Raw genomic sequence first — 17,872 nt, forward strand, 5'->3', positions numbered from 1 at the left:
TTCTATGAACCAATGACAGAAACAAACTTACTCACTTTCCCTCATATCTTCAACCATACATACGAAGTATAATCAAAGATATGTTTCCTCACAACCTGGAGTAGTATATACGATGACAAGGAAAAAGTGCAATGACCCGTTTTTTGTCTCTTTTAAAACAATTGTTTGTTGTTAAGGAGGAGATTGCTTTGTCGCTGCGCTCCGTGCAATGACTTATTCTTTGTCTCTGCGAGGAATATAATGACGAAGCAGTCTCATAGTAAAATTTCTTTTTTTCCGTTTATTATTCTTTTAAAACAATTGTTTGTTGTTAAGGAGGAGATTGCCGTGCATTCCAAAGGAATGCTCGCAACGACGATAAATCTGTCGGATTGCCGCGTCAGTCGCTAACGCTTCTTCACTTGACGTAATGCATGCCAAGGAAAAGAGCGCAAAGACAAGAAAAAAGAGCAATGACGAGGAAGAACGCAACGACAGAAAAGAGTACGCAAAAATATAAAAAATATTCTATTAATTTTGATTTTTTTTGATTTGCTATTGACTACAAAAAAATATGAGGTATATTTTTAATAGTATTGGATTAAAATTCAGGAGGAGGGTATTAATGGACCTTGAGAGACACAAAATAAGAACAAGGAAGAAAAATATTCGCAAAAGAGGTGGTTTTTCCCTGATAATTATGCCCCATTACCAAGGAAAAATGAAAGTAATCAAAATTACCTCAAAGCAAATTTACACAAGTTTAGTTGTTTTTGTCGTTTTAATGGCATTAGTTACTTCTTTTGCTTTTTCTTATAAAAAACTTAGCGACGAAATTGCATTTTTTAAAGGGATGAAATTTAACGATATTGTTTCTGCTCAAGCGCGTGAACTTCAGCAAGCTCAAGACGAAGTGGCCAAGACGCAGTCAAGGCTTGGTGCATTCGAAGAATATATTGTTTATCTGTCTTCACTTGAAAAACAGGTGAGAGATTCACTAAAACTGGGTGATTCTAAAGTGAGCTTGGAGTATGTGCTTGATCGAACTCCGCAAGCTCAATTGGAATCTTCCGTGGAATTGCCTGTTAGTGTTGCGCAGCTTTTATACGAGCAGAGTAATGTGACTTTGATTGCCGAAGAGAGAGCAGAGACGTTAAATTTATTAAAAGATGCGGCAGATGAATACAATGTGCTTCTTGCACGAACTCCCAACATATGGCCTCTTCAGGGATACATATCTTCTTATTTTGGCTGGAGGACAAACCCGTTTGGCGGAGGATGGGAATTCCACAAAGGGATAGATATTTGTGCTTATTACGGTGCTCCAATCCGTGCAACTGCTGATGGCACTGTCACGTCTGCGGGATGGTACGGCGGATATGGTTATACTGTTCAGATTTATCATAGAGATGGCATAGAAACAATTTATGGCCATTTGTCCAGGACTGTGGTTAAATATGGCGAAACCGTAAAAAAAGGGCAGGTAATAGGATATGAAGGAAACACAGGTTTATCTACCGGAGCTCACCTTCACTACGAAATACGAGTAAACGGAATTTCAGTAAATCCACTGAATTATCTAAAATAGGAGGTCAAAAGAATGGCATTTGGTTCATCAAAAAAAGAAAGTATAAGTAAAGGGCAGAGCAGTTCAAGCCAATCTGTTTTTGCAAAAGATTTATCTATGAAAGGAGATGTTGTATGTCCTGGCTCGCTTCGTGTTGAGGGAAAGATAGAGGGCTCTATTAAAGGGAAAGGCATAATTACTATTGCCGAATCATCGGTAGCCAAAGCTGATATCGATGCAGCGAGAGTTGTTGTTTTAGGGCAAGTTGAAGGGAACATTACGGCAACAGAAATTGTAGAAATTGTTGCATCAGGGAAAGTGTATGGCGATATCACAACGGATAAATTTTCCGTAGAGGAAGGAGCAGTTTTCACCGGGAAATGCGTTACAAAAACTTTAGAAAAAAAAGAAATTCCTCAAAAAGAAGGGCTTAAAACGACAGATTTAAAAAGTGTACAAAAATAGAATTCACGCAGGAGAAATTCTTTTAGATAAAATAAAAAAGAGAGGTTTGGATAAAAACCTCTCTTTTTTATTTGCAGTGCCCAGAGGTGGGATGGAAATTGCTTACCCAATTGCAAAGGTTTTGAAGAAAGCCATTCTCCCTGTCGTTATACATAAAATACCTGCATCTTACAATCCTGAGCTTGCAATAGGCGCTGTTTCGATTACCGGGGAAGTTGTATTGAACGAACTTGCAGGAGGAGAAACAAGCGATTATGTGGAAGCAGCAAAGGAAAAGACAATGGCAGAGCTTGAAAGAAGAGAAAAGGCGTTCGGGCTGAAGTTTGATTATTCAAGGATTAGGGAGAAGAATATATTAATTGTCGACGACGGTATTGCGACAGGCGAAACACTTTTCCTTGCCGCAAAAACTCTTAAAGCATTAAACCCCGCAAAGCTTTATGTATCTGTACCCGTTGCTTCGCTTGAGGGGTATGAAAAACTTAAGCAGCTTGGCGAAGTTGTTTGTCCTCTGGTGGATAGATATTTTTATGCGGTGTCCCCGTATTTTGATGAATTTCCTCAACTTACCGAAGAAACGGTCAGGAAATATATTCAAGAAAGCTTGAAGTTTGCTGAATAATTTGGTAAGTTGAAATTTTTTGTCTTTGCGTTGCAGTTGCGTCCTTATTTAGATATGCGCTGCGTTTATCCTTGTTTTTCTTGTCTTTTATATTAAATTTGGATAGAGGGGAAGTAGGTTAGAAAATGAAATATGTTTTTTTAATTTCTTTAGGACTACTTGTTTATGCATTTTTAATTGAGCCGTTTTTACTTTCGATTGAGCGGCTTGATTTGTTGTTTGATGATTTGCCTGATGAGTTCGACGGGTTTAAGATTGGTCAGGTTTCGGATTTTCACCTTTCACACTTTACACCTCTTCATGTAAAAGTTTTGACAGCGATTGACACTGAAAAACCGGATATGATTGCAATAACCGGCGATTTTAACGGCAAATATTTAACGGCGATAGGCAAAGATTTTTGCAAAAACATTGCGGGAAAGAGCCGATATGTGTTTGCAGTATTGGGTAATTGGGACCACAGAGCTGAAAATCTTGATTTTCTCATAAAAAGCATTGAGGATAAAGGGATCTCTGTGCTTATAAACGGGTACGCTGTTATTGAAAGAAACGGGAAAGAATTCTTTATTGCAGGTACGGATGATTCATTTACTGGAAATGGAGATCTTGGAAAAACATTTAAAAGTATCCCTAAAAACAGTTTTGTTGTTATGCTTACGCACTGTCCTGATATCATTTATGATGCTTTGAAATATAAACCTCAACTTGTGCTTTCCGGGCATACGCATGGCGGACAGGTTAAAGTGCCGTTTATAACGGCTATTTTTGTGCCTTCTAAATTTGGGACGCGTTTTCTATCAGGATTGTTTAGAGTAGAAGGTACTTATCTGTATGTAAATCGGGGCATTGGCACGAGCCACATTCCTGTACGTTTTTTGTCTCCGCCTGAATTGACAGTCATCACGCTTCGGAAGAAAAGTTAGCTGGTTAATTGTTCTAAAAGTTCTTTCACTGTTTTATGCAGAATGGGATGCACGAAATCTGGAGCGATGTCCTTCAGCGGTTTTAAGACAAAATCCCTGCTGTGCATGTCCGGGTGCGGTATTTGCAGATCTGGCTTGTTTACGATGTCGCTGTCGAAAAATATGATGTCTAAATCGATAATTCTGGGGCCCCAATGTATTTTTTTTATTCTCCCCATTTCTTTTTCTATTTTTTGAAGTGTGTGCAATAACACTTCTACCGACAAAGCTGTTTGTGCTTCTACAACGCAGTTTAGAAACATCGGTTGGTTTTTATAACCATACGGCATAGTTGAGTATGCGGGAGATTTTTTGATGACAGTAATCTGGTTTGTTTCCATTTTTTTAATGGCAAACTCGATATTTCTATTTCTATCCCCGAGATTTGTGCCGATTGCGATGAATACTCTATGCATTTTTTATTGCTTTGAGCATTTTGATTAGATCTTTATGCGGTGTAATGTCGTGAACTCTTATGATGTTTGCGCCTTTCAGCAGTACATACGCATTTGCTGCGGCAGAGCCGTAAAGCCTGTTTTCTACTGTTTTGTTAAGCACGTTTCCGATAAATGATTTTCGCGAGACGCCGAGAAGGATAGGCAGGTTAAAGATGCTAAATTCCTCTATATTTTTTATGATTTTCAAGTTATCTTCTAATCTTTTCCCGAATCCAATGCCGGGGTCAATGATGATTTTTTTGATGCCAAAGTCTGTTAATGCATTTATTCTTTCGTCAAAGTATTCTAAAAGTTCTTTCATTATGTCTTCATATTGCGGGTTTTGCTGCATGTTTTTGGGAGTGCCTTTTATATGCATTATAATTACCGGTGCATCAAACTCTCTTGCAATGTTTTGCATTTTCTCGTCAAATTGAAGCCCGCTGATGTCATTAATGATATCTGCACCGTTTTTAAGTGCTTCTTCTGCAATGGATGCTTTGTAGGTGTCTATTGAGATGGGTATGTCCGGAAAATTTTTCCTGATTTCTTTTATTATTGGTATTGTCCTTTTCTTCTCTTCTTCTTCGGTTATTTTTTCTGCACCGGGACGCGTGGATTCGCCGCCTATGTCTATGATATCTGCTCCTTCTTGGATCATTGTTTGTACGTGCTTTAACGCTTTTTCGATGCTATTGTACAGGCCGCCATCGGAAAAGGAATCAGGAGTGATATTCAGGATGCCCATAATGAATTTTTCTTTTTCAAAATCAAATGTTCTGTTCCTTATACTGTATGCAGGGAGTTGTTTGGATGCGATAGTTTTCTGCACTAATTCCCTTATTTCGTTGAGACCAAAGAAAGGTTCAAATGCAAGTTTTTTAAGAACTATTTTGTATGTGCGCTTCGTACCTATCAGCAGACAGTCCGTCGAGGATATTTTCCAGCTTGCAACATCTCGATGTACTGCTACGTCTCCCTCTGCGCTGATAAATTCTTGCTTGAGAATATTTGCGCCTTTAGCATTAATGTTGTGTAGTTTTAGAATTATCAGGTTGCTTTTATTTTCTAATATATCAAAAGCCCTTTCATCTACTCCAATTAATTTAAGCTCTTCTAAAAGCGATTCTTTTTTTATTTTTCTTATAATCATTATTTTCCTTTACTTCGAGTTGGGTTTGGTACGACCTGAAGTAAAAATATATTTTAGGGCAAGGGGAAGGTGTGTTTTCCAATTACCCCAGGAGTGTCCGTCGTTCCACTTTTTGTAAGAAACTGTAGCTCCGCTTTTTTTGAATTCTTGTCTGTATTTTTTGTTCAGATTAAGTATATTTAACGAACTGGTTGCCTTTGTTTCGTATTTTCCGCTATCCATATAGATGATTTTTTTGTTGAGATTGCCAAAATCTGTTTCTTTTTTAAAGAGAAAAACTCCTGACTGTGAAATTGCTCCGTTAAATAGGTCAGGGTGTTCAAGAAGGAGGGCAACGGATACAAAACCTCCCAAAGAAGTCCCAACAAGGTATTTTTTGTCGAATTTTATGTTTGCCTTTTTTTCTGCAAATTGAATGGTCTCTACGAGGAATTTTCCGTAACATGAGTTGGGAGAGTACTCTTTTGACCGGTTTTCTTTGCGTATATCGACAAACAGGGCGTATGTGTCCGGTATTTTTTCTTTATGTATAAGGTAATCTAACGTATTTCGTGCCGAGCCAAATATGATGTATTCTAAACCGTCCTGGAAGATGAGCAGCGGAGACTTTTTGTGTGGCGATTTATATGGTTTGTAGAGATAGACATCCCGTTTGTAATTGCAATAGTTGTTACTATTGACCGTATATTTTTTAATAGTTCCGTGAGGAATATTCTGATGCAACTTTATTGCAATAGGATAATGAAAATGGGGCATTTGCAGTTCGGAGTTGAAGCCAAAGCCTCCTTCAGTTTTATTCGGATTTAATGGATCCAGTATTTCTTCTTCATTCACAATGAATTTGTAATCAAACCGTGCGTTTGAAGGAAATTGCTTTGTTATAGCCCATTCATTTTCTTTTACTTGAAACAAAGGTTCTTTCTGCCAGCTGTTAAAATCTCCTATAATGGACACTTTTTTTGCTGTTCCATTGTAGATAAACTTAACGCAGTTGTTTTTAATTTCAGGTACTTTATTTTCCATATTTCATTTTACTAAATTTTAAAAAATTTTAAAATAGGACATGCGGATAAAAATTATTGCAGTCGGCAAGATAAAAAAAGAGTACATAAAGAAAGGCGTATTGGATTATTCAAAACGGATTGTCCACTACATTCCTTTTGAAATAGTTGAGGTAAAAGAGAAACACCTTAGCCGATTTATCGGTGCTGATACTTTCAATGTTTTGCTTGATGAAAAAGGAAAAGTGCTTACATCTGCTGCATTTGCTTTGTTTATAGAAAAAATGATGATTTCTTCTGTGAGGGACATTGTGTTTTTTGTGGGGGATGCAGAAGGATTTTCTGACGAGTTTCGCAAAAAAGCTGATTTTCTTCTTTCACTTTCAAAGTTAACTCTTCCACATGAAATGGCAAGAATGGTACTTGTTGAGCAGATTTACCGCGCGTTCACCATTATAAGGGGTGAGAAGTACCATAAATAAATTCTATGCTGCAGCGACTTGGATGCATGCTGCGTGTCTTCCTGTTGCTGGCTCTTTTGCTGCACTGTTTGCTGATGAAAAAATTGGTAAGCGTATTTTTGAGAAGAAAAGCCCTCTTATGAGGGCTTTAATTTGTTTTGTCTTGCTACTGTCTCATTAATACAAGGAAAGACGGGCAGTAATACTTTGATTATCGTTTAGCATTAACCTATTCCGGGTATTTTTGCTTTTATTTTTAGAAGTTCTGGATTTTTTTCTAAATCTTTCTTAAAACTTTCTTCTCTCAATTTATTTATATAATGTGGATCCTCAAATGAATAACGGAAATTTGTGTGCACGTCATATCTTCCCTCAAGCAGTGCTACAGTATCCTCTGTCATTACGAGCTCTTCATCTGTTGGAATGACGAATATCTTTACTTTTGAACCCTTGCCTGTGATGTCTGTTTCTGCGTTTCTTGTGTGGGAAAGTTCGTTTTTTTCTTGGTCTATTATCACGCCAAATTCTTCAAGTCCCTGGATCATCTTATTTCTGATTGTCGGACTCATTTCTCCTACGCCTGCAGTAAATACGATGGCATCGGTATGTCCCAGTGCTGCCATATAGGCACCGATATATTTTTTGCCTCTGTATCCTTCAATTTCGATGGCAAGTTTAGCACGCTCGTCTCCTTTTTTTGCTGCAATTTCTACGTCTCTTCTATCTGTGTACTTGCCAGTAATTCCTAAAACTCCGCTTTTTTTGTTTAATATTTTGTTCATTTCGCTTGGTGAGAGCCCTAATTTCTCCATCATATGCAGGTCAATTCCAGCATCGTGGTCGCCTGCACGAGTTCCCATTACTGCTCCTTCCAGAGGTGTCAATCCCATGCTTGTGTCAAAAGAAACACCGTTTTTTACGGCATTAAAGCTTACACCGTTCCCGATGTGTGCTGAAACGATGTTTGTTTTAAAGGGATCTTTTCCAAGAAGCACTGCGGCTCTTTTAGCGACATAAAGGAGGGAGGTTCCGTGGAAACCATATCTTCTTACATGGTTTTTTTCGTACCATTCGTACGGAAGTGCATATATGTATGAAAAATTTGGCATCGTTTGGTGCCATGCCGTGTCCATAATTGCCATGTGCGGGATGTTTGGCATGAGTTGTTGTGCTGCCTCAATACCCATAATATTTGGGGGGTTGTGTAGTGGGGCAAGGTCTGCAAGTTCTTTAAATGTGTTCATTGCTTCGTCGTTAACGATGACGGATTTTTTGAATTTTTCTCCACCGTGTACAGCTCTGTGACCTACTGCTTGTATTTGAGATACATTGTCAAGAACTCCGTGTTTTGGGTGTATTAGCGTTTCCATAATGAGCGCAATAGCTTCTTTGTGAGTGGGACATTCCCTTTCTACTTTTACTTTTTCTTTGCCCATGACTTCGTGGACGATGAATGAGCCACCGACAATTACTCTTTCTACAATTCCTTTTGCAAGAATTCTTTTTTCTTTCCACCTGTACAATTGATATTTTGCTGATGAACTCCCACAATTTAGTGTCAAAATATCCATTTATTGCCTCCTCTTTCCTTTTGTAATTAGATAAGATAATATATACATTTTTTGAGATAAGTCTACATCAATGATTGGTATTTTCCGTTTGCTTTTTATGTCCAATGTCAACGGCGTAAAATTAATTATTCCTTTGATTTTGCTTTTCGCTATAATTTGTTCGATTTCTTCTTTTGCATTTTCAGGCGTAGCAATAATAGCGATTTCTATTTCTTTTTTTTCTATAATAGCTGAAAATTTTTTAACATCATATATCTTTGCGGTGCCGATTTTATTCCCTATTTTTTTTGGATCACCATCAAACAGAGCGATGATATTGAACCCAGCTTTTTTAAAGTCGGGATAGTTTGTCAAAGCATGCCCAAGGGCACCTGCTCCTATAATGCAAACGTTCCAGTTTAGCTTTGGGTTGAGTATTTTCTCTAATTTTTTTGCAAGTTTTTCTATATTATAACCTGTACCTGTCCTGCCAAATTTGCCGAAGTATGCGAGGTCTTTTCGTACTTGTTCGGCCGTTACATTGGTATGTTCTGCCAGCGTTTGTGATGATACGAATTTAATTTTCTTATTTCTTATACGTTTTAAGCATCTTAAATATTTTGTTATTTTTTCAATTGTTGCAAATGGTATGTCCACTTATATTTTCCTCCCGGTATCTTTAATGGTATTCTAACGAAAATCTGGGAAAATTACAAACATTTTTCACAAATAAAATAAGAGTTGGGTTAATACCAAAAATTATCTTTTCGTTTTAAACCCATATAAAGAGGGCTCTCAGTAGAGCCTCTTTATATTTGTGAAATTTTAATGGAGATTTTTTACTTTTTTACTGCGTGAATTACTTTTCTAGTCCACTTTTTGCTACTTCCATTATTGCTTCTGGAAGCGTTGGATGGACATGGATAGTATATGCTATATCGTTTAAAGTAAGTTTATTTTCCACTGCCAGCGCAAGTTCTGCTATCATTACGGATGCTTCCGGTCCGATAATTTGTGCACCGATAATTTCTTTTGTATCGTTCTTTGCTATAATTTTTACTTCTCCATCTGTATTATTCATAACTACTGCTTTTCCATTTGCCAGGAATGGGAATTCAGATACAATAGTGTCGATACCGTTTTCTTTTGCTTCTTCTTCTGTTATCCCTACTGATGCAATTTCTGGTGATGAAAAGATGGCCCAGGGCACAACCCTGTAATCCATTTTTTTATCTTCTCCAGCAATAATTTCTGCGACAATACCTCCTTCTTTTTGCGCTTTATGTGCAAGGAGTGAACCTCCTATTACATCGCCTATTGCATAAATGTTTGGTATGTTTGTTCTGAGTTTTTCATTCGTGATGATTTTTCCTTTTTCAGTTTTAATGCCCAATTTTTCAATGCCAATGCCTGTAGAATTTAGTTTTCTTCCAATGGAAACTAATACTTTTTCAGTTGTAATTTCCTCTCCGCTACTTAAAGTGGACACGGCATTCCCGTTTCCTTGTATTTTTATATTATCGATTTTTGTTCCCGTTTTTATTTCAATACCCTTTTTAATGAGCGTTCTCTGAAACATTGATGCAAGTTTTCTGTCTTTTAGTGCTGGGATAACTTGAGGCATCATTTCGACGATGGTTACTTTTGTACCAAATGCGGAAAAAATTGTCGAAAATTCAACGCCAATTGCTCCTGCTCCCACGATAAGTATGTTTTTGGGGTATTCCGTGAGGTTCAGCGCTTCGTCACTTGTGAGCACATTTTTTCTATCAATTTTGAATGCTGGCATTATTGCTGGTTCTGACCCCGTTGCAATAATAATATCTTTTGCCTTTATTTTTTCTGTGCCTTCATCGCTTGTAATCTCTATTATGTGTGGGTCTAAAAATTTCCCGTTTCCTTTTTTCACTACAATTTTCCTTGCCTTAAATAGGAAGTTTATTCCCGCTACGAGCCGTCGTATAACTGCGTCTTTTCTCCTTTGAATTGCATTCGGGTCAAAAGATACATTTCCAACTATTATACCAAATGATTGGGATTCTTTTGTGCAGGTGTATATTTCTGCCATTTTTAGCAGCGCTTTTGTAGGAATGCAACCCCTATTTAAGCATGTTCCTCCGATTTCTCTGTGTTCGATGATTACAACTTTCTTTCCTAAATCTGCGGCTCTTATTGCTGCAACATATCCACCGGAACCTGCCCCTATAATTGCTACATCAAATTCTTCCATTTTAGTTACGCCTCCTTTGCTACTTTTATTATATAAAATTGAAAAATAATTTTTATTAGTATCTTAAGAACCCTCTCTTAAAAGAGGGCTTTTAAGAGTAAAAAATTGATTATTTTGCATCAAACTGGTCACATGCATCAACTACGTATCTGATGTATGCAATTGCTGGACCGCCTCCCATAAGACCTGCTACTAAACAGGATTCAAGGATTTCCTTTTTTGTTGCTCCTTCTGCAATTGCGTTTTTAACGTGGAATGCAATGCAAAATGGGCAGTGGGCTGCAACGCCGAGCGCTATAGAGATAAGTTCTTTCGTTTTTGTTGTAAGTGCGCCTGGTTTTTCTGCCTGCTTTACAAATTCCATTAAAGCACCTGCAAAATCTGGGTCTTCTTTTCCGAGTCTCTGGACGAGGTCATGAAACTGCTCCAGATATTTCTGTGCATTTGTTGTTACGTCTCCCATGGTTGTCACCTCCCTTCTTTTATGATCAAAAATTGTCTCGATAAATCTTCTAATAGTGATATTATTTTTTTATCGCTTATTGCATAAAAAACTTCTCTTCCATTTTTTTCTTTCTTTACCCATCCCATATGACGTAAATTATTGAGGTGGATTGATACAGAAGATTGTGGTATGTTCAGTGTTTTAGAAATTGTGCTTACATTTTTTGGCTCATCTTTGAGGAAACATACTATTGCAACTCTCCCCGGATTACCTAATGCTGTAATAAATTCCGATAATTCTCTGCATGTTTTTAAATCCTTGTATAATTCTTTTTTTGTTTTCATTATAAATTCAGTATATTATAATATTTTAATATGTCAATACGTTGTGAGAAAATTTTCACAATATGAAAAAAATGTACTATTTGGTTTGTATATATGTTTGCTGTTGCCAAAATGTTTGAAAGATATATAATTTTTGTATGAAAGGCACAATTGTAAATATTATTGCAGTTATAGTTGGAAGCAGCCTGGGGATTTTTATCGGAGACAAGCTTCCAAAGCGTTTTAAAGCCATTATTATTCAGGCAATCGGCCTATTTACTTTTTTGATAGGAACATCAATGATGCTAAAAGGGGAGCATTTTATCATTGTGTTTCTTGCACTTATTCTTGGCGGTATTACCGGGGAGGCGTTGCGGCTGGAAGCACATCTTACCAGCGTAATAGAACGATTGAAAAGTAGAGTGTCTCCCGATTCCCCACATTTTGCGGAAGGTTTTATCACGGCAACACTTATTTTCTGTGTTGGTGCTATGACTGTCGTGGGTTCTATTCAGGAAGGACTTACCGGTGATGCTACCCTTCTATACACAAAATCTGTTATGGATGGCATTACTTCTCTTACACTTGCGTCAAGTTTTGGTATCGGTGTTATTTTTTCTGCCGGTTCTGTGTTCGTTATTCAGGGAAGTTTGACACTTCTGGGAAGTAAATTACAGTTTCTTGCAAACCCTGCATATATCAACAACCTGACATCTGTCGGTGGAGTACTTATTATTGCCTTAGGATTTGAACTTTTACAGATAAAGAAGATAAAGATATTAAATCTCTTGCCTGCTCTTGCTTATGCTGTCTTATTTACTCTTCTTGTAAAGTAGCTGGACTTTCTTTTTTAGTATGTTAAGTTCTTTTAGTTTTTTCTCGTTATTGGGTTTGTTCTTTAAGAGTTTTTCGAGATAGGCGATGCGGTTATTTATTTTATTTATTTCTTTTTGCGAATTATTTTTTGTGGTTTTTTCGTCTTCTAATTGTTTTGCGTGTAGTTTTCCGTTTTTCAAATAATATGTTTTGTTGACTAAATTTTTTAATACGTATCTGTCATGTGTTACAAGCAGAATTGTACCGTCGAAATTTTTCAGCGCTTCCAGTACTGCTTCTTTCATCGGTATGCTTAGGTGGTTTGTAACTTCGTCAAGCACCAGGAAATTCCCTTTCATTATGCTCATTTTTGCAAGGAGCAGTTTTTTCTTTTCACCGCCGCTGAACTCTCTTATTTTTTTAAATACGTCGTCTCCTGTGAAGTCAAACAGTGCTAAAACATCTCTTGCATCCGGAATTGTGAATCCGTATGCGATTATTTCGTTCAGCGGTGTCGATTCAGGATCCATGAGAAATGCATCTTGTGGAAAGTAGCCGATGTTTATGCTATTGCCTATCTTTACACTGCCAGAATCTGCGTTTTCTTTTCCTACAATAATTTTAAGCAGGGTGGATTTTCCGCTGCCATTTCTTCCAAGTATTCCTATTCTTTCCTTCCGCTTTATTAGAAGGGTTATATCGTTAAGAACATTTTTCTGGCCAAAACTCTTCTTTATGTGAAACAACTCCGCTACCTTTTCTCCGCCTCTTCCTGCCATTTCTATTTGTATTTTCTTCTGCCTCTCTTTTTCTACTTCAGGGACTTTGATTTTCTGCAGTTTTTTCTCCCTGCTTTTTGCCTGTTTTGCCCTTGTGCCGTACCTGAATTTTTCTATAAATATTTTTTCTTTTTCAATTATCTTTAGCAATCTTTCTCTTTCTTTTATTTTAGTGGCATCATTTCTGTTTTTTGTTTCATCAAATTTGTCGTAATTTCCCTTATATTCTTCTACCTCTCTGCCATTTAAGTGAAGTATATGAGTTGCTATCCGGTTAATAAATGTTTTATCGTGCGAAACGATGAGCAAGCCCCCGTTGAATTTTTTCAAACTTTCTTCCAATGCTTCTATCGATTCTATATCCAGGTGGTTTGTTGGTTCATCCAGAATGAGCAGGTCTGGTTGGGAAAGAAGCGCTTTGATAATCAAGCATTTTGTGCGTTCACCTCCGCTCATGTTTCGGAGTTTCAGTGAAACTGTTTCTTCGCTTAAACAGAACTTCTCCATCATACTGCAAATTGTCTGCTTATAGCTATATCCTCCGATACTTTCGTATTGTGCGATTAACTTGCCGTATTTTTCGTTAAAGTTTTCACTTTTTTCTATGTGAGAAAGTTTCTCTTCGATAGTTTTAATGCTTTGAAATGCACTTTCTATTTCTTCTATCCCAGTTCTATCTAAAAATTTTATTTCCTGCGGTATGTATGCAAAAGTTCCGTTTAAAAGAACTTTACCGCTATCTGGCGCAAGAGATCCAATGATGATTTCTAATAGCGTGGTCTTTCCTGTGCCATTTTCTCCTACAAGAATTTTATGCTCTCTATCTACCGAGAAAGTGACATCTCTTAAAATTTTTTCTCCTTTGTTTACAAAATTTATTTTATCTACTATTAACATTTTTCTCCTTGATGCATTTTGAAAATTTTATCTTATAATATAAAATGATTTAGATTTTACAAGCGAAAAAGGAAGAGGTGAAATATGGAAAATGAAGTATTGACTGCTATGCATGATTTTTGTAAAAAATATATCCAGCCGTATGAAAAAGAGATCGATCTTGATGGTAAATTTATAAAAGAAATCTTAAAAGAACTTTCTTCTCATGGTTTTATGGCGTTACCTTTTCCGAAAAAATATGGAGGGCTAGAGCAAAGCTCTATTATTTACTCAAAAACGGCAACTATTATTTCACAATACAGCGGTACGATTGCAAGTGTTCTTGGGGCGCATTGTCTTGCTGTATTTTCTGTTCTTTTTGGGGGAGGAGAAGAGCAGAAAGAAAAATACCTTCCTGATTTAATAAAAGGGCGGTTAATTGGCTCTTTTGCTCTTACCGAACAAAATGCAGGGTCTGATCCGGCTTCGTTGGAAACGGAAGCTATAAAAGATGGCAATTTTTATATCTTGAACGGTACAAAGGCATTTACTACTAACGCAGGTTTATCTGATTTATATATCGTCATGGCAAAGACGGATAAAGAGAGAGGAGCAAGAGGTATTTCTGCCTTTATCGTTGAAAGAGAAGATAAAAATTTTGTTATAGGGAGACAGGAAAAAAAGATGGCTCTTCCAGGTCTTCCTAATGCCTCGTTGTTTTTGAACGGTGTGAGAATTCCCAAAGAGAGACTACTTGGACGCGAAGGGACAGGATTTATTATCGCAAAAAGGGTACTTGATATAGGTCGTGTTTCTGCTGCTTCTGCTGCTGTGGGGCTTGCAAAACGCGCTTTAATTGAAAGTGTACGATACAGTAAGCAGAGGGAACAGTTTGGAAAGCCAATAAGTTCTTTTGAAATGATACAATCGCATATTGCAGATATGGGCACAAAGGTGGAGGCTGCTGAACTCCTTATATTAAAAGCGGCTGAAGCTGCCGATCAAAAGAAAAGAGAGGCCACAAAGATTGCGACAATGGCAAAATATTTTACAGCGCAGGTGGCTGTAGATGTATCCCGTCTTGCTGTGCAGGTTTTTGGAGGGTATGGTTTTATACAAGATTATGTGGTGGAACGATTATACAAAGAGGCCAAAATGTACGAAATTATAGAAGGAACAAATGAGATTCAAAAACTTATTATAGCAAATGCACTGCTTAAGGAGGTAGAATAATGTATATAGTAGTTTCGGGAAACATTGGCGCAGGAAAAACTTCCCTTTCTCAAATTGTATCAAAAGAGATGGGCTTTAGCGTTTATTTCGAAGATTTTCAAGGAAACCTTTTTCTTAAAAATTATTACAAGAATATGAAGAGATGGGCTTTTGCTACACAGATTAATTTTCTTGCGCTGCGTTATGAACAAATCCTTCACCACGTTTTGCTTTCAAATGTTCCTGCTGTCCTTGACCGTTCCATTTACGAGGATAAAGAAGTATTTGCACGCTCTCTTCATGAAGAAGGGCTTATGACAGATGAAGAATGGGCGGTGTACAATAAGCTTTATAGCCTTATGGTAGGACACCTTCCTTCCCCGAATCTTCTTATTTATCTGGAAAAAGATACCGACGAATTAATGAGAAATATAGCAGGCAGGGGGAGAGATTTTGAGAAGATACCAAAAGAATATTTGGAAAGTTTGGATAAAAGATATAAGCATTTTTATAAAAACTGGCATTTTCCAAAAATTAAGATAACAGACGACATATATGCGGATAAAAACGAACTTATAGAAAGAGTTAAAAATGCGTTATATTTTTCACAATGTGATTAAATATATTGAAAAAAAAATGTCAAGTATTATAATATGTCATGATGAAAATGAAATCAAATTTTTCTAAGTGCTTTTTTGCTGTTACGGCAAGAAAGCTGTCAAATATATGCAGTATACATTTCAAAGGAGGTTTTTATTATGGGCAAAACATGGTTTGAAGTAGCACAGGAAAGGATCCAGATTGCTGGTGAAAAAATGGGCACATCTCCAGAAGTTATTGAAATTCTCAAACATCCCCTTCGTTCACTTCAAGTTTCTATTCCTGTAAAAATGGATAATGGCAAGACAAAGGTTTTTACAGGTTTTAGAGTACAACATAATGATGCTTGTGGGCCAACAAAAGGCGGTATCAGATTTCATCCAAATGAAACATTTGATGATGTGAAAGCGCTTGCAACACTTATGACGTTGAAGTGCGCTGTGGTAGGAATTCCATATGGTGGCTCAAAAGGTGGAATTATCTGTAATCCGAAGGAAATGTCTCAAGGAGAGATTGAGAGAATGAGTCGCGGATATATTGATGCGATTGCTCGTTTTATCGGGCCTGATAAAGATATTCCTGCGCCAGATGTGTACACAAATCCACAGATTATGGCATGGATGGTGGATGAATACGAAAAAATTGTTGGGCACAAAGCACCTGGTGTTATCACAGGAAAACCTCTTATTGTTGGCGGTGCCAAAGGAAGAGGAAATGCTACTGCAATGGGTGGTTTATATACAACAAGGGAAGCAGTAAAGGTGATTGGGCTTGATATGAAGAATGCGACTGCGGCTATTCAAGGATACGGCAATGCAGGTTCATTTGCTGCAAAATTGCTTTATAAAGATGGCGTGAAGATTGTTGCTGCAACAGATTCTAAAGGTGGTGCATACAATCCTGATGGTATTGATCCCTTTGCTCTTTATGATTATAAGACAGAACATCATACTGTAAAGGGATTCCCTGGAGCACAGGACATTAGTAACGAAGCATTGCTTGAACTCGATGTCGATATTCTTGTTCCAGCTGCATTGCAGGCACAAATTACAGGGGAGAATGCATCACAGATTAAAGCTAAGATTGTCACAGAACTTGCAAATGGTCCTGTGACACCCGAAGCTGACCCAATTCTTACTCAAAATAATGTACTTGTTATCCCCGATATTCTTGGAAATGCTGGCGGAGTAACAGTTTCTTATTTTGAATGGGTACAGAATACATATGGTTATTACTGGGCAGAAGAAGAAACATATGAAAAACTTGAGAAAATTATGAAAGATGCATTCCATAGAACGCATGAGATGTTTAAAAAGTATGAAGGCAGCATTACAATGAGAATGGCAACAGATATGGTTGCCGTAGAACGTGTTGCAGAAGCTATAAAAATAAAAGGCTGGGTATAAATAAAAAATGGGGGCTTTAGTCCCCATTTTTTATATTGAGAGGAGAGAGTAAATGGAATGTATCCTTGTTGTTAATCCGGGATCTACCTCAACAAAAATTGCTGTGTTTCAAGGTGAAAAAGAAATATTCAATGAAACTATTCGGCATAGCGCTAGCGAGATTAAACAGTATAAAAAAATTATTGATCAACATGAATTTAGGACAAAACTTATTCTAAATACTCTAAAGAGTAAAGGTATTTTGTTAGAAGAAATTTCTGCGATTGGAGCAAGAGGAGGATTACTTTATCCTCTTGAATCTGGTACGTACCTGGTGAACGAAGATATGGTTAACGATCTGAGTAGTGCAAGATACGGAGAGCATGCATCAAATCTTGGCGCTATTATTGCGTATGCTTTTTCAACACAAATAGGCAAACCTGCTTTTATTGTTGATCCTGTTATTGTTGATGAGATGAATGAAATTGCAAAGATTTCTGGTTTCAAGGGGATTAGAAGAGTGTCTATATGGCATGCTTTAAACCAAAAATTTATTGCGCGTCAAGCTGCAAAAGAACTCGGAAAGGCATATGAAGATGCAAATCTTATTGTTGTGCACCTTGGTGGTGGCATATCTATTGCAGCACACTGCAAAGGGAAGGCAGTTGATGTAAATAATGCTTTAAATGGCGACGGGCCATTTTCTCCGGAACGTGCAGGAGGATTGCCTGTAATAGGTCTTGTAAATCTTTGTTATTCAAAAAAATATACTTATGAAGAAATGAAAAAGAACCTTGCAGGGAAAGGTGGGCTTGTTTCTCATTTAGGGATAAACTCTGCAATTGAAGTAGAGAAAAGAATAAAAGATGGAGACAAACACACAAGACTTGTGTATGAAGCGATGGCATACCAGATTGCAAAGACTATTGGCGAGGTGAGCACTGTGTTACAAGGAAATGTCGATGCTATTATTATTACCGGGGGTATCGCTTACTCTAAGATATTAACT

Annotated in this window: 19 protein-coding genes; 10 read left to right on the plus strand and 9 right to left on the minus strand. The window is 37.3% G+C overall.

Annotated elements, in window-relative coordinates; translation table 11 throughout:
• Positions 1-604 precede the first annotated feature (604 nt).
• The 4 genes from U9Q18_07060 to U9Q18_07075 all read left to right on the plus strand — a co-directional run bounded on the left by U9Q18_07060 (position 605) and on the right by U9Q18_07075 (position 3,556).
• Positions 605-1,567 (plus strand): M23 family metallopeptidase, encoded by a 963-nt coding sequence (locus U9Q18_07060; GenBank protein ID MEA3314117.1) that lies wholly within the window; start codon positions 605-607, stop codon positions 1,565-1,567.
• Positions 1,568-1,579: 12 nt separating this feature from the next.
• Positions 1,580-2,011, plus strand: a complete 432-nt coding sequence (locus U9Q18_07065; protein MEA3314118.1) for a polymer-forming cytoskeletal protein — start codon at positions 1,580-1,582, stop codon at positions 2,009-2,011.
• Complete coding sequence (locus tag U9Q18_07070; protein ID MEA3314119.1) at positions 1,998-2,633, plus strand: phosphoribosyltransferase family protein; 636 nt, start codon at positions 1,998-2,000, stop codon at positions 2,631-2,633. Before U9Q18_07065 ends, U9Q18_07070 begins: the two co-directional genes overlap by 14 nt.
• A 125-nt stretch (positions 2,634-2,758) precedes the next feature.
• Positions 2,759-3,556 carry a metallophosphoesterase gene (locus U9Q18_07075; GenBank protein MEA3314120.1) on the plus strand — a complete coding sequence of 266 codons (798 nt, stop codon included), beginning with the start codon at positions 2,759-2,761 and terminating at the stop codon, positions 3,554-3,556.
• Here U9Q18_07075 and folK read toward each other — a convergent pair.
• Genes folK through U9Q18_07090 form a run of 3 tightly spaced genes read right to left on the minus strand, consistent with a single transcriptional unit; the run spans position 3,553 to position 6,208 of the window.
• Complete coding sequence (folK, locus tag U9Q18_07080; GenBank protein ID MEA3314121.1) at positions 3,553-4,011, minus strand: 2-amino-4-hydroxy-6-hydroxymethyldihydropteridine diphosphokinase; 459 nt, start codon at positions 4,009-4,011, stop codon at positions 3,553-3,555. The two genes, U9Q18_07075 and folK, sit on opposite strands and share 4 nt — an antisense overlap.
• Positions 4,004-5,185 carry a dihydropteroate synthase gene (gene folP / locus U9Q18_07085; GenBank protein MEA3314122.1) on the minus strand — a complete coding sequence of 394 codons (1,182 nt, stop codon included), beginning with the start codon at positions 5,183-5,185 and terminating at the stop codon, positions 4,004-4,006. Before folP ends, folK begins: the two co-directional genes overlap by 8 nt.
• 9 nt (positions 5,186-5,194) lie before the next feature.
• Positions 5,195-6,208: an alpha/beta hydrolase-fold protein gene (locus U9Q18_07090; protein MEA3314123.1), complete on the minus strand. Its 1,014-nt coding sequence runs from the start codon at positions 6,206-6,208 to the stop codon at positions 5,195-5,197.
• A gap of 40 nt (positions 6,209-6,248) precedes the next feature.
• Between U9Q18_07090 and U9Q18_07095 the strand changes: the two genes are divergently transcribed.
• Positions 6,249-6,668: a 23S rRNA (pseudouridine(1915)-N(3))-methyltransferase RlmH gene (locus tag U9Q18_07095; GenBank protein ID MEA3314124.1), complete on the plus strand. Its 420-nt coding sequence runs from the start codon at positions 6,249-6,251 to the stop codon at positions 6,666-6,668.
• Between the two features lie 203 nt (positions 6,669-6,871).
• Here the strand turns inward: U9Q18_07095 and U9Q18_07100 are convergent, their stop codons facing one another.
• The 5 genes from U9Q18_07100 to U9Q18_07120 all read right to left on the minus strand — a co-directional run bounded on the left by U9Q18_07100 (position 6,872) and on the right by U9Q18_07120 (position 11,216).
• Positions 6,872-8,218, minus strand: a complete 1,347-nt coding sequence (locus tag U9Q18_07100) for an acetate kinase (protein MEA3314125.1) — start codon at positions 8,216-8,218, stop codon at positions 6,872-6,874.
• Positions 8,219-8,854 carry a redox-sensing transcriptional repressor Rex gene (locus U9Q18_07105; protein ID MEA3314126.1) on the minus strand — a complete coding sequence of 212 codons (636 nt, stop codon included), beginning with the start codon at positions 8,852-8,854 and terminating at the stop codon, positions 8,219-8,221.
• A gap of 202 nt (positions 8,855-9,056) precedes the next feature.
• Positions 9,057-10,427, minus strand: a complete 1,371-nt coding sequence (gene lpdA / locus U9Q18_07110; GenBank protein MEA3314127.1) for a dihydrolipoyl dehydrogenase — start codon at positions 10,425-10,427, stop codon at positions 9,057-9,059.
• Between the two features lie 109 nt (positions 10,428-10,536).
• Positions 10,537-10,890 carry a carboxymuconolactone decarboxylase family protein gene (locus tag U9Q18_07115; protein MEA3314128.1) on the minus strand — a complete coding sequence of 118 codons (354 nt, stop codon included), beginning with the start codon at positions 10,888-10,890 and terminating at the stop codon, positions 10,537-10,539.
• A gap of 5 nt (positions 10,891-10,895) precedes the next feature.
• Entirely contained in the window at positions 10,896-11,216 is a 321-nt protein-coding gene (locus U9Q18_07120; GenBank protein MEA3314129.1) for a metalloregulator ArsR/SmtB family transcription factor, read from the minus strand.
• A gap of 137 nt (positions 11,217-11,353) precedes the next feature.
• On the opposite strand from U9Q18_07120, the gene U9Q18_07125 reads away from it, so the two are divergent.
• Positions 11,354-12,031 carry a DUF554 domain-containing protein gene (locus U9Q18_07125; GenBank protein ID MEA3314130.1) on the plus strand — a complete coding sequence of 226 codons (678 nt, stop codon included), beginning with the start codon at positions 11,354-11,356 and terminating at the stop codon, positions 12,029-12,031.
• On the opposite strand, the gene U9Q18_07130 is transcribed toward U9Q18_07125, so the two are convergent.
• Complete coding sequence (locus tag U9Q18_07130) at positions 12,008-13,687, minus strand: ABC-F family ATP-binding cassette domain-containing protein (protein ID MEA3314131.1); 1,680 nt, start codon at positions 13,685-13,687, stop codon at positions 12,008-12,010. The two genes, U9Q18_07125 and U9Q18_07130, sit on opposite strands and share 24 nt — an antisense overlap.
• An 84-nt stretch (positions 13,688-13,771) precedes the next feature.
• Here U9Q18_07130 and U9Q18_07135 point away from each other — a divergent pair, with 84 nt between their 5' ends.
• The 4 genes from U9Q18_07135 to buk form a co-directional block, all read left to right on the plus strand.
• The gene (locus U9Q18_07135; GenBank protein MEA3314132.1) at positions 13,772-14,899 is read left to right on the plus strand and encodes an acyl-CoA dehydrogenase family protein; all 1,128 of its coding nucleotides are present in this window, start codon (positions 13,772-13,774) and stop codon (positions 14,897-14,899) included.
• Positions 14,899-15,498, plus strand: a complete 600-nt coding sequence (locus U9Q18_07140) for a deoxynucleoside kinase (protein ID MEA3314133.1) — start codon at positions 14,899-14,901, stop codon at positions 15,496-15,498. The genes U9Q18_07135 and U9Q18_07140 overlap by 1 nt, the downstream gene beginning before the upstream one ends.
• Before the next feature lie 138 nt (positions 15,499-15,636).
• Positions 15,637-16,884 (plus strand): Glu/Leu/Phe/Val dehydrogenase, encoded by a 1,248-nt coding sequence (locus U9Q18_07145; GenBank protein ID MEA3314134.1) that lies wholly within the window; start codon positions 15,637-15,639, stop codon positions 16,882-16,884.
• A 52-nt stretch (positions 16,885-16,936) separates the two neighbouring features.
• A partial coding sequence (gene buk / locus U9Q18_07150) for a butyrate kinase (protein MEA3314135.1) occupies positions 16,937-17,872 on the plus strand: 936 nt, incomplete at its 3' end.

This window comes from Caldisericota bacterium (assembly GCA_034717215.1).
GTDB lineage: Bacteria > Caldisericota > Caldisericia > Caldisericales > Caldisericaceae > UBA646.